Here is an 11898-nt window from a genome sequence, read left to right as displayed (position 1 = left end):
CTCATGACCGACACCATGACCAGCGCGACCGCGGCTACTTCCGGGGCTAATGCTCCTTTGGAGAAGATTCCGCTCGAAACCTATGTGCCGCCAGCCAAACCATCGCTGATCGGCCTCTCGCGCGCGGAAATCGCCGACCGGCTCGGCGAGATCGGCGTTCTGCCCGCGCAGCGCAAGATGCGCACCCAGCAGCTCTGGCACTGGATGTATGTCCGCGGCGCCAAAGACTTTGATGCGATGACCAGCATCTCCAAGGAAATGCGCGCGCAGCTGGTGCAGCATTTTACCGTCGATCGTCCCAAAGTGGTCGCCGAGCAGGTCTCCAACGACGGCACCCGCAAATGGCTGCTGCGGCTGCCGAGCGGCAATGCCCTCGAGAAGGCACATGAAGTCGAGTGCGTCTATATCCCCGAGACCGATCGCGGCACGTTGTGCGTTTCCTCGCAGGTCGGCTGCACGCTGACCTGTTCGTTCTGCCACACCGGCACGCAGCGGCTGGTGCGCAATCTCACCGCGGGCGAGATCGTCGGCCAGATCATGGTGGCCCGCGACCGCCTCAACGACTGGGCCGATCGCGAGACCCCGACCGGCAGCCGCCTCGTCACCAATGTGGTGATGATGGGCATGGGCGAGCCCTTGTACAATTTCGACGCCGTGCGCGATGCGCTGCTGATCGTGTCAGACAATGAAGGCATCGGCATCTCGCGCCGCCGCATCACGCTGTCGACCTCGGGCGTGGTGCCCAACATCGTCCGCGCCGGCGACGAGATGGGTGTCATGCTGGCGATCTCGCTGCATGCGGTGCGCGACGAATTGCGCAACGAATTGGTGCCGCTCAACCGCAAATACCCGATCGCCGAATTACTGCAGGCCTGCCGCGATTATCCGGGCTCGTCCAACGCGCGCCGCATCACCTTCGAATATGTGATGCTCAAGGGCGTCAACGATTCCATGGATGACGCGAAATTGCTGGTGAAAATGCTCAAGGGCATTCCGGCCAAGATCAATCTCATTCCGTTCAACCCGTGGCCGGGCACCAAATATGAATGCTCGGACTGGGACCAGATCGAAAAATTCTCCGAGTATATTTTCAACGCGGGCTATTCCTCGCCGGTGCGCACGCCGCGCGGCCGCGACATCCTCGCCGCCTGCGGCCAGTTGAAATCGGAAACCGAAAAATTGTCCGCGCGCGAGCGGCAGGCGCTCCGCGCGATGGCGATGACGGATTGACTTGATCAACGTAGCTATTCGTCATGGCCGGGCTTGACCCGGCCATCCACGTCTTAACGTGGTCTCAGCGAAGCAAGACGTGGATGCCCGGGCATAGGCGAGCGGAAGCGACGCCGTCCTTCAGACGGCTATGCCCGGGCATGACGGTGGAGAGGTTCGTGACCGAGCAGCGACGCAATGACGGATTGATGCTATGGCGCTGATCGGCCGCTTCTTCGTCATCCTGTTCGGATTCCTGTTCGCCTGTCTGGCGGCGGGGATGATCGTGGTCGGCGCGGTGCTGTATCCCGAATTCAGCGATCTCGGCGCAGGGCCGATCGATCAGGGCGCGATCAATGTCGTGCTCGGGTTCGGCTTCATTTTCATCTCGGGCTTTGCGCTGTTGCCGGCGCTGATCGTGGTTCTGATCACGGAGGCGTTTTATGTCCGGGGCGTGCTGACCTATGCGATCGGCGGCGCGCTCGTAGGCTGCGCCTGCTATCTCGGTCTGGTCCCGTTCGATCCCGAAACGATGCGCTTTGACGGCATCGTCCGCCGCCATCTCGAAATCATGACCGGAGCGGGCATCGTCGCGGGCCTGGTCTACTGGGTGATCGCGGGCCGCTCCGCCGGCGCATGGCGCGAACCGCCAAGACCTTTGCGGCCGCCACCGCCGCTGCCGGCGCACTCACGGCCGCATCCGTGAGCCTTTTCAAGACCCATCCCCTCGGTTAAACACCGCGCCATGAACCGGACCGGACTTTTCATCGCGCTGGGGCTGGCGCTCATTATCGGACTGCTGTTCGGGATTTTCCCTGAACTCGATCTGAAATTGGCGGCGTTGTTCTACGATCCCGCGACCCATTCGTTTCCGTTGAAGCAGAGTTGGCTCGCCGCCTTCGCCCGCGACGCCGCGATGTGGATCGCGTGGGCGCTCGCATTGCCGTCGCTCGCGGCCATCGTGGTGAAGATGGTGCGGCCGGATTTGCCGATGTTCATTCGCGCGCGTACCGCGGTTTTCCTGCTGAGCACCATCCTGCTATCCGCCGTCGTTCTCACCAACCTCACCTTCAAGACCTATTGGGGCCGGCCGCGGCCGGTGGTGGTGACGCAGTTCAATGGGCCGCAGGAGTTCGTGCCGTATTGGGATCCGCGCGGCACCTGCGGACGCAACTGCTCGTTCTTCTCCGGCGAGGGCGCCACCGCATTCTGGGCCTACGCGCCCGCGGCGCTGACGCCCCCGACGTGGCGGCCCTTGGCCTATGTGGCGGCGACCCTGTTCGGGATCACCACCTCTGTGCTGCGGATGGCGTTTGGCGGGCATTTTTTCACCGATGTGGCGGCCGCCGGCCTGGTGAGCTTTCTGGTGATCTGGCTGGCCCATGGCTGGCTATACCGCTGGCCGTCGACCCGGGTCTCGGATTCGGCCGTCGAGACCGCATTGGCCCGCCTGGCCCGGCCCTGGAACCGTCTGACCAAGGGCTCGCGCCAGCCGGGCTGAGCCATCCCGGCCAGCTGCTGCCTCGTGCTATTAAAGGCGTGCCGACAAGCGCGAAGTTTGATATTCGCGCACCCAAAGCCGCAAACGACATCCACCATTTCGACCGATTGGAAGCACGATGAGCACGATCCTGAAGAGCCTGCCCAAAGGGGAAAAAGTCGGCATCGCTTTTTCGGGCGGCCTCGACACGTCAGCGGCGCTGGTGTGGATGAAGCAAAAGGGCGCCCGCGTCTTTGCCTATACCGCCAACCTTGCCCAGCCTGACGAGGCCGACTACGAGGAGATTCCGCGCAAGGCGCTCGAATTCGGCGCCGAAAAAGCCCGCCTGGTGGATTGCCGCACGCAATTGGTGCACGAAGGCATCGCCGCCATCCAGTCCGGCGCCTTCCACGTCTCGACCGGCGGCAACACTTATTTCAACACCACGCCGCTTGGTCGCGCGGTGACCGGCACGATGCTGGTCGCGGCCATGAAGGAGGACGGCGTCAACATCTGGGGCGATGGCTCCACCTACAAAGGCAATGACATCGAGCGGTTCTATCGCTACGGCCTTCTGACCAATCCGAGCCTGCGGATCTACAAGCCCTGGCTCGACCAGCAGTTCATCGACGAGCTCGGCGGCCGTGCGGAAATGTCAGCGTTCATGACCGCCAACGGCTTTGCCTACAAGATGAGCGCCGAAAAGGCTTACTCGACCGATAGCAATATCCTGGGCGCGACCCACGAGGCCAAGGATCTCGAAAGCCTCGACAGCGGCATCAAGATCGTCAACCCGATCATGGGCGTGCCGTTCTGGCGCGACGACTGTGCCGTCAAGGCCGAAAAGGTTGTCGTGCGCTTTGCGGAGGGCCAGCCCGTCGCGCTGAACGGCCAGACCTTCGCCGATCCGCTGGCGCTGTTCCTCGAGGCCAACGCCATCGGCGGCCGGCACGGTCTTGGCATGAGCGACCAGATCGAGAACCGGATCATCGAGGCCAAGAGCCGCGGCATCTATGAGGCGCCCGGCATGGCGCTGCTGCACATCGCCTATGAGCGCCTGGTCACCGGCATTCACAACGAAGACACCATCGAGCAATACCGGATCAGCGGCATGCGCCTCGGCCGGTTGCTGTACCAGGGCCGATGGTTCGATTCGCAGGCCCTGATGCTGCGTGAGACCGCCCAGCGTTGGGTGGCGCGCGCCATTACCGGCGAGGTCACGCTCGAGCTGCGCCGTGGCAACGACTACTCGCTGCTCAACACCGAAAGCCCGAACCTGACCTATCAGCCGGAGCGGCTGAGCATGGAGAAGGTGGAAGACGCGGCGTTCACGCCGGCCGACCGTATCGGCCAGCTGACCATGCGCAACCTCGACATCACGGACACCCGCGCAAAGCTGAAGCTCTATTCGGACACGGGCCTGCTATCGAGCGGGGATGGTTCCGAGATCTTCAAGCTCGGGAACGACAAGGACTGAACCTGCGAGGCCGGACTTTGTTTGGCGCCTCTGCACCGCTGCGGCCCGCCGTTACATAGCTGTCATCCGGGGTGGATAGAACTGGTCACCTTCACTTCTTGCTGAGCAATGGCTGTCGCTGTCCCGCCGGCAAGCACGCGCGGAGCCCGAGATTGATCAAGCCAGTCACCGTCATCACCCTCGCCGTCCTGTTCTCGGCATCGCCGGTTGTTGCCCAAACAGTTTATCCGATCGACCGTGCCGAAATTCTCTCCGGCGCGCGGTTCGACTTCAAGGTCGAATTCCCTGACCGGGTCGACCAGTCGAAATTGAAGGTAACGGTCAACGGCGAGGACCATGCCGCCGTGTTCGGTCGGTCCGCAACGTTTATCGAGCGTGAGGACGGCAAGGACCAATCCGCGCTGATGCTTCGCGATGTCGAGCTGGCAAAGCCCGGCCCGTTCGTCGTCGAGGTCAGTGACGGCACGAAGAGCCGCAAGGTGACGTGGATGGTCTACGACACCGGGCCGCGCAAGGCGAAGAACGTGATCCTGTTCATCGGCGACGGAATGTCGCCCGCCCATCGCGTCGGGGCGCGGCTGCTTTCCAAGGGCATTGCGGAGGGCAAGAGCCTCGGCAAGCTTGCGATGGACGACATGCCGCATACGGCGCTGGTGGCGACCGCCGGCTCGGATTCGATCATCACCGATTCGGCAAACTCGGCCAGCGCCTATTCCACCGGCCACAAGAGCGCGGTCAACGCGATGGGCGTCTATGCCGACCGCACCAGAGACGCGTTCGACGATCCCAAGGTCGAAACCATCACGAGCCTTGCCCAGCGCCGGCTCAAGATGAGCATCGGTATCGTGACCACCACCGAAGTCGAGGACGCCACGCCGGCGGCGATGGTGGCGCATACGCGCCGCCGGGCTGCCTATGACGAGATCGTCGAGCAGCTTTTCGTGGCGAGGCCCGACGTGTTGCTGGGCGGCGGCAGCGCGAACTTCCTGCCGAAGTCGGCGGCCGGATCCAAGCGCAAGGACGAGATCGATTATATCGCCCGGTTCCGCGAGGCCGGTTATGCCCTGGCGACGACCGCAGGCGAACTCAATGCGTTGGCGGCCAAACCCGAAACGCGCCAGTTGCTCGGTCTGTTCGCCACGGGAAATATGGACGGGGCGCTGGATCGCAAATTCCTCAAGGGTGGCGGCGTCAAGAAATTTCCCGAGCAGCCCGACCTGACCGAGCAGCTCCAGGCCGCGCTGAACGTGCTGTCGAAAAACGAGGCCGGCTTCTTCTTGATGGTGGAATCCGGATTGATCGACAAATACGCGCATGCCCTCGACTTCGACCGCGCCGTCTACGACACCATCATGCTCGACAACGCGGTGCGCCTCGCCCGCGACTGGGCGAGCAAGCGCGGCGACGACACCCTGATCCTGGTGACGCCGGACCATAACCACCCCAACGCACTGGTCGGCACCATCAATCACGACATGAGCACGACATCGGAAGCGCCGATGCGCGAGCGCGTCGGCGTCTACGACAAGGCCGGCTTCCCGAATTACCCGGCGCCCGATGCCGACGGCTATCCCTCGCGTGTCGACGTCAGCCGGCGGCTCGCCATCTTCTCGGCCAGCCTGCCCGACCATTACGAGACCTTCCGCCCCAAACTCGACGGCCCGAACGACCCGACCATGAAGGGAGACGATGACGGAACCTTCAAGGCCAACGAAAAGTACAAGGGCGTTCCCGGCGCCGTGCTGCGGCCCGGCAATCTGCCGGCGATGATGAACGCCAGCGTGCATTCCGGCGAAGACGTCATCCTGACCGCGACCGGGCCCGGCAGCGAACGGGTCAAGGGTTCGATGGACAATACGGAAGTCTTCCGCGTGATGGTCGACGCGCTGGGGCTTGCCGCTGCGAAATGAACTGTCGAAGCCTGCGTCAGGACAGCGATGGAGCTGAGAACATCAGCTTCACGCAGCTTCGAAAGATCAGGATCTGCCGTTCCAGCCGGGTCGGATCGTTCAGCGTTTTCGACATGATGATCGCACCATCGACAATGCACGACATCATGTCGGCGAGATCGTCGAGATCGATCGGCTCCCGCAGTGGATGGACGGCGGCGATGCCGTCGAGGATGTGGCGGAAGCGCGCATTCCAGTCGCGCACCGACTGTGCGGTGAGCTCGCGCACCTCGCGGTCGAACAGCCGCTCCTGATAGCAGACGCTGGCAATCAGGCAGCCGGGATGCCCGTTCGGCAGATCGGCCATCACTTCGGCGAGCAGCTTCAGCGAAATCAGGAACGCCTGCAGCGGATCGTCCGAGAGCTGCCGGCCGCGTGCGAAGACGTCGTCGAACAGCTGGTCGTTGGTCTTGACGTAGCGGCGCAGCATTTCGCGCGCGAGCGCATTCTTGTCCTTGAAATGATAAAAGAAGCCGCTCTTGGTGAGGCCGGCCTCCGCGATCACTTCGTCGATCGACGTGGCGCCAAATCCCTTCGCGAGCACGGCCGCTTCCGCGATCTCGAGAATTCGCTCGCGCGTCGCTTCGCCTTTTCCCATCGCGTGTCTCCAGAAACTGTACTTGCGGTACGGTTTTGACTCGTGCACTGGCGCCGCGATTTTGCACGCGCCGCGCAACCATCTGATTTCCTAGCATTTTACGGCCCGAAATTCAGCCGCACCACGAGCCGCCTAGGAAACCGCGACACTATGCGGCACCAGTTCCACCAGACCAGGGCGCGCCGCGCTGGACCTACCAACAGCGCCTTTTGCCGATCACGGAGATATTGCAATGACAAAATATCGATACGACCTGCCGCAGCGCCGCGGCGGTATTTTCCTCACCGATGGTGGCATGGAAACGACGCTGATCTTCCATGAAGGGATTGATCTGCCCCATTTCGCCGCCTTCGTGCTGCTCGACAGCGAGGTAGGCCGGGGCACGCTGAAGCGATACTACCAGGCCTATATGGCGGTCGCGCGCGACCATGGCGTTGGCTTTGTGCTGGACAGCCCGACATGGCGGGCCAATCCCGATTGGGGCGCCATGCTTGGTTACGATGCGGCCGCGCTCAGGACGATCAACATTCGCGGGATCGGGTTGCTCGAGGAGCTGCGCGCCGAATGGGAAAGGCCGATGACGCCCTGCGTCGTCAGCGGCGCCATCGGCCCGCGCGGCGACGGTTACAAGGCCGGCAACATGGATGCGGCCGAAGCCGAGGCCTATCATGGCGCGCAGATTGCGGCCTTCGTCGAAGGCGGCGCCGACATGGTGACGGCTTATACGCTCACGAACATCAATGAAGCGATCGGCATCGCGCGTGCGGCCAGGGCGCAGCAGATTCCGGCGGTGATCTCGTTCACGGTGGAAACCGACGGCCGTCTGGTCAATGGCGGGACGTTGCGCGAAGCGATCGAGGCGGTGGATCGCGCGGCGCAGGATTCGGTCGAATACTTCCTGGTCAATTGCGCGCATCCGACGCATTTCGAGCATGCGCTGAAGGCCGACGAGGCCTGGGTCAAGCGCATCCATGGCGTCAGGGCCAATGCATCGACCAAGAGCCATGCCGAACTGGATGAGTCTGCAACGCTCGATGCGGGCGATCCGCAGGATCTCGGCCGGCGCTATCTGAATCTCAGGCGCTCGTTTCCGGCGATGCGCATTCTGGGCGGTTGTTGCGGCACCGACCATCGTCACGTGGCGGCGATCTGCGACGCCTGTCTGCCGCCGCGGGCGCTCAGCGCCTGACACAAAAAATGGCCGGGATTGCTCCCGGCCATTTTCATATTGTGCCGACCGACCTCAACGCCGCGGCGGCGCGGTGCCGGGCGGGGGCGGCGGCAGCGAGGCCTGGCCGCCATTGAGCAGCGGGGTGATGCGGCGGACCGTGACGCGCCGGTTGATCTCGCTCGGTCCGTCCGTCTGCTCCTTCGGATACTGCTCGCCGTAACCCTGCGAGGTCAGGTTCTCCGCTGGCACGCCGAACTGCTGCGTCAGCAGCGTTGCGGCGGATTCGGCGCGGCGGTCCGACAGCGAGAGATTGTCGATGTCGGAGCCCACCCTGTCGGTGTGCCCTTCGATCAGGAACACCTCGCGCGGGTTGGCCTGGATCGCGCGGTTGAGGCCGTCGGCGATCGCCTGCAGCTTCGCCGCCTGGTCCGGCGGGATCTCCCACGAACCGGTTGCGAAGTTGATCGAGTTGACGTCGATGCTCGGCATCTGCATCCGGACATTGGGGCTGTAGCGGATTTCGTCGAGCGAGTAGCGCCGGTCGATCCGTTGTACCGGCGGCGCCACCATGGTGTCGTAGATCACTTCGGGGGTCGCTTCGTCCGCGCTGACGATGTAGCGGTCGTAGGGCATGTTGACCACTGGCGGCGGCAGATCGACATAGAAGCCGCCGACCGCGCGCGGATCGCGGTAGCTGTTGTCGATGATGATGACCTCGCGGCCCCGTTCGTCGCGGCGGATCCGGCGCAGCAGCCGCCCGTCGTTGCCGACCACGGTGATGATCCGGCTGCCGTCCGGCCGGATCACGACGGTGCGGGTTTCGCCGCCGACGGTCTCGGTCTGGATGTCACGCGCACCATAACGGAAGCGATAGAGATCGTTGCCGCGGACGTATTGCTGGCCGCTCGGGTCGCGGATGATGATCCGGTCCGGCTCGGTGTAGATGGTGCGACCGCCTTCGATGGTTTCGCGCCGCTGGCTGTGCATGTTGGCGATGGTCGCGCCTACCACGGCGCCGGCCACAACGCCTGCGCCGATCGCGAGTGGCGTCATGTTTTCCCGCCGCGGCGGTGGCGCTGACGGCAGTTGCGTTGTGACCGTGGGTGCGGCCCGGAAGGCCGGTGCAACCGTCGGCGGAGCGTTTTGCGATCTGCCGGGCGGTGCTGTTGCGGCTGCCGATCCAGGGACGGTACTTGGGGCCGGGGCGCCGGCGGGAGGTGCGGGCGGAATGACCGGGCGTCCCTGCTGGCCGGGCGTCGGCGCTCCGGCTGACGGGGGTGCGCCCGCAGGCGGCGTCGTTCCGGCGGCCGGCGGTGCGCCGGGTGGCTGACCGGGGCGTGGCGGCTGACCACCCGGAGGTGTCGTCGTCGCGCCGCCCGCAGCGGGCGGCGTTGTTGCGCCTGGACGCGAGGGCGCCGTCGGAGCTGCGCCGGCAGGAGGCGTCGAAGGCGTTGCAGCGGCCGGAGGCGTGGTCGGCGATGGTGTAGCGGTTGGCGTTGCCGTGGGGGCTGCGCCCGGCGCTCCCGGCACACGCTTGGTGCCAGCCGGAGGCGCGCCCGTGCCCGGGCGCGGTGGCGCACCCGGAGGTGTCGTCGTTGTGCTGCCTGCAGCGGGCGGCGATGCGGTCGGCGCAGGCGTGGTGGTTGCCGCTGGCGGAGGCGGCGTACGCGCGGGCGGAGCTGCGGCAGGCGGCGGCGTTGGTGTCGGACGTGCGGGCGGAGCCGCAGCCGGCGGCGGCGTTGGACGCGGAGGCGGCGCAGCGGCGGGCGGAGCTGGTGGCTTCGGCGCAGCCGCCGGTGGCGGCGCGGGAGGAGGTGTCGGCCGCGGCGGCGGCGCGGCGGCGGGTGGTGCCGGCGGCGGTGCGGGACGCGGCGGAGGAGCCGCAGCAGGCGGCGGAGCCGGCGGAGGTGCCGGGCGTGGAGGCGGAGCCGCGGCGGGTGGCGGCGCGGGCGGTGTCGGTGGCTTCGCGGCCGGCGGCGGCGCACCCTTTGGCGGCGCCTTGGGCTTTCCGTCGGGACCGAGCTCCTCCCTAGCCTGTGCGACGACCAGTGGCGCATTTTGCGCGTGCGAGGCGGATGTCGCGATCTGCGTCACCGTCAGAGCGGTCGTGGCAAGCAGCACGATGCGAAGGTTTGTCATGATGTTCTGGGTCCCTGGAAAGGTTCTGGCAGCGAAGGAATCGTTGTTGCCGATTGCGTGGGCGGGTCGATCAACGGCTAATCGTTAGACCGGATTGTGGCGGGCTGGAGAGCGCGGATGCTTTTTATTTCGCGGACGCAATAGGTTACATGCGCAATTATTCATTGCGTATTCAGGCGACGCTTTCAAATCAAAGTCAAATTGCTCCCTGTGGCCGATCTGTGGCCGGATTGGGCGTAGCGGGACCGTTCGGTCCGCGCACCGGCAGTTCATCCGGCGTCTTGCCCGGCAATTCCTGCGGCGGCGGCGGAGCGCCGGGCTCGCGCATCGGTGGCGGAACCTCCGGACGGGGATTGCCCGGAGGATCTTCGCGCGGCGGCTCGGTTGGTTTTCCCGGTGTAGGCGGCGGGATTTCGGGAGGTTCGATTGGCATCTACGGCAACGGAACTAATGCCCGGAGGTTCCCCAAAGAAACCTGCACGGAAACCCGATTATCCCGGCGTGTGGCAGACCGCCTCGATGTTGTGCCCATCAGGGTCGAGCACGAAGGCGCCGTAATAGTTCGGGTGATAATGCGCGCGAATTCCAGGCGGGCCGTTGTCGCGCCCGCCGGCAGCCATGGCGGCGTTGTAGAAGGCATCGACGGTGGCGCGGTCCTTGGCGAGGATCGCGACATGCAGCGGCTTGTTCAATCCGCCTTCGCCGCCGATCCAGAAATCCGGCTTGCCGTTGGCGCCAAAGCCGGCGGCGGGATCATGGCCGGTCTGTTCCTGCGTCACTTCCATGACCAGCACATAGTCGAGCGGCGCCAGCGCCTTCACATAGAACGCCTTGGCGCGTTCATAATCCGAAACCGGAAAACCGATATGGTCGATCATCGAACTCTCCCGTGGTTAGAAGATGGTCGGTTCAGTCGCGCACCAGCAGCGTATTGCTGCGGGTCTTGCCGGTTTCGGCATAGCCGCGGGCGCGCATGTCGGCGATGCAGTCATTCTGCCATTCATTCGATGAAAGATGTTCGATCACCACCGCGCGTGGCCATAGCGATTGCGGTGTCTCCTTGAAGAAGCCGGTCAACACGCGGTCTTCAAAGCCTTCGACGTCGATCTTCAGCGCATCGACATGCGAGACGCCGGCTTCATTGAGGATGCGCTGCAGCCGCAGCGACGGTACCTTGATCGCCTTGCTCGAGGCTTGACCCGACACGATATGACTGGCGCCGAGATTGTCGCCATCGGTCTCGATCATCAACTCGCCATCGGCGGGACCGGCGGCGGCGGCGACCAGTCTGGTGTGGGCAAAGCCGGAGGCGGCGTTGTTGAAGGCGAGCCGGGCATGCGTGACCGGATGCGGCTCGATCGCGATCACCCTGCCGCTTGCGCCGACATGGCGCGCCAGCGCAAGCGCATAGGTGCCGACATTGGCGCCGACATCGACGAACACGCCGCCGGAGGGCGTATGCGCGCGCAAGAAATCCAGCTCCTCGATGTTGTAGTCCGGATTGAACAGCGCGCCGCGCTCGGTGGCGCTGGCCTGGTGATAGAAACGAAACGATGCGCCCTGGTAGCGCACGTCCACCGGCCCTGCGCGCAGCACATTGACCAGCCGCGACAGCATCGGCCGGAACGCGCCGCGCTTCAGCCGCGAGCGGTGCGCCAGCGCAATGATCGCGGCCTGCGCAGCATTCGGTGCGAACGCGCCGAACGGCGCGGGCGTGGGGTCGTTGTCGGGCTTCAAACTGATATCCTCGGTGGAAAGCGGCGCATGCATAGCGACTTTTAGCGAGGACTCCAACTCTCGTCGTCCCGGCCTTGAGCTCAGATGCGCAATTGCGCATCGGGGGACCCATAACCACAGGGAGAAGTTTTGCGAATG

12 protein-coding genes are annotated in these 11898 nt (G+C 64.7%); 7 read left to right on the top strand and 5 right to left on the bottom strand.

Annotation, left to right across the window (positions count from 1 at the left end; genetic code table 11):
- The first annotated feature begins 15 nt into the window (after nucleotides 1-15).
- From rlmN to JQ611_RS21140, 5 genes are all read left to right on the top strand, one after another.
- Nucleotides 16-1230, top strand: a complete 1215-nt coding sequence (rlmN, locus tag JQ611_RS21160) for a 23S rRNA (adenine(2503)-C(2))-methyltransferase RlmN (RefSeq protein ID WP_212466559.1) — start codon at nucleotides 16-18, stop codon at nucleotides 1228-1230.
- Nucleotides 1231-1423: 193 nt separating this feature from the next.
- Nucleotides 1424-1915, top strand: coding sequence for a hypothetical protein (locus JQ611_RS21155; protein ID WP_212268670.1), 492 nt, complete (start codon nucleotides 1424-1426; stop codon nucleotides 1913-1915).
- A 39-nt stretch (nucleotides 1916-1954) separates the two neighbouring features.
- Complete coding sequence (locus JQ611_RS21150) at nucleotides 1955-2710, top strand: phosphatase PAP2 family protein (protein ID WP_212466481.1); 756 nt, start codon at nucleotides 1955-1957, stop codon at nucleotides 2708-2710.
- 118 nt (nucleotides 2711-2828) lie between these two features.
- Nucleotides 2829-4166 (top strand): argininosuccinate synthase, encoded by a 1338-nt coding sequence (argG, locus tag JQ611_RS21145; RefSeq protein WP_212466480.1) that lies wholly within the window; start codon nucleotides 2829-2831, stop codon nucleotides 4164-4166.
- A gap of 152 nt (nucleotides 4167-4318) precedes the next feature.
- Nucleotides 4319-6076 (top strand): alkaline phosphatase, encoded by a 1758-nt coding sequence (locus JQ611_RS21140; RefSeq protein ID WP_212466479.1) that lies wholly within the window; start codon nucleotides 4319-4321, stop codon nucleotides 6074-6076.
- 16 nt (nucleotides 6077-6092) lie between these two features.
- Here JQ611_RS21140 and JQ611_RS21135 read toward each other — a convergent pair whose 3' ends face one another.
- Nucleotides 6093-6713 carry a TetR/AcrR family transcriptional regulator gene (locus JQ611_RS21135; protein ID WP_212466478.1) on the bottom strand — a complete coding sequence of 207 codons (621 nt, stop codon included), beginning with the start codon at nucleotides 6711-6713 and terminating at the stop codon, nucleotides 6093-6095.
- A gap of 232 nt (nucleotides 6714-6945) precedes the next feature.
- Between JQ611_RS21135 and JQ611_RS21130 the strand changes: the two genes are divergently transcribed.
- Nucleotides 6946-7902 (top strand): homocysteine S-methyltransferase family protein, encoded by a 957-nt coding sequence (locus tag JQ611_RS21130; protein ID WP_212466477.1) that lies wholly within the window; start codon nucleotides 6946-6948, stop codon nucleotides 7900-7902.
- 54 nt (nucleotides 7903-7956) lie between these two features.
- On the opposite strand, the gene JQ611_RS43035 is transcribed toward JQ611_RS21130, so the two are convergent.
- Entirely contained in the window at nucleotides 7957-8937 is a 981-nt protein-coding gene (locus tag JQ611_RS43035; protein WP_409411287.1) for an OmpA family protein, read from the bottom strand.
- Nucleotides 8938-9527: 590 nt separating this feature from the next.
- Here JQ611_RS43035 and JQ611_RS43030 point away from each other — a divergent pair.
- Complete coding sequence (locus JQ611_RS43030) at nucleotides 9528-9917, top strand: hypothetical protein (RefSeq protein WP_409411286.1); 390 nt, start codon at nucleotides 9528-9530, stop codon at nucleotides 9915-9917.
- Nucleotides 9918-10219: 302 nt separating this feature from the next.
- Here JQ611_RS43030 and JQ611_RS41800 read toward each other — a convergent pair whose 3' ends face one another.
- From JQ611_RS41800 to JQ611_RS21115, 3 genes are read right to left on the bottom strand one after another with little or no spacing between them, the layout of a single operon-like run.
- Nucleotides 10220-10456 carry a hypothetical protein gene (locus JQ611_RS41800; protein ID WP_249133334.1) on the bottom strand — a complete coding sequence of 79 codons (237 nt, stop codon included), beginning with the start codon at nucleotides 10454-10456 and terminating at the stop codon, nucleotides 10220-10222.
- 58 nt (nucleotides 10457-10514) lie between these two features.
- Complete coding sequence (locus tag JQ611_RS21120) at nucleotides 10515-10901, bottom strand: VOC family protein (protein WP_212268677.1); 387 nt, start codon at nucleotides 10899-10901, stop codon at nucleotides 10515-10517.
- Nucleotides 10902-10932: 31 nt separating this feature from the next.
- A complete protein-coding gene (locus JQ611_RS21115; RefSeq protein ID WP_212268678.1) occupies nucleotides 10933-11760 on the bottom strand; it encodes an FkbM family methyltransferase in 828 nt (275 codons plus the stop codon).
- Nucleotides 11761-11898: the final 138 nt, after the last annotated feature.

Origin of the sequence: Bradyrhizobium sp. AUGA SZCCT0182 (assembly GCF_018130185.1) — a bacterium.
GTDB lineage: Bacteria > Pseudomonadota > Alphaproteobacteria > Rhizobiales > Xanthobacteraceae > Bradyrhizobium.
This window is presented reverse-complemented; position numbering and strand designations above follow the sequence as displayed.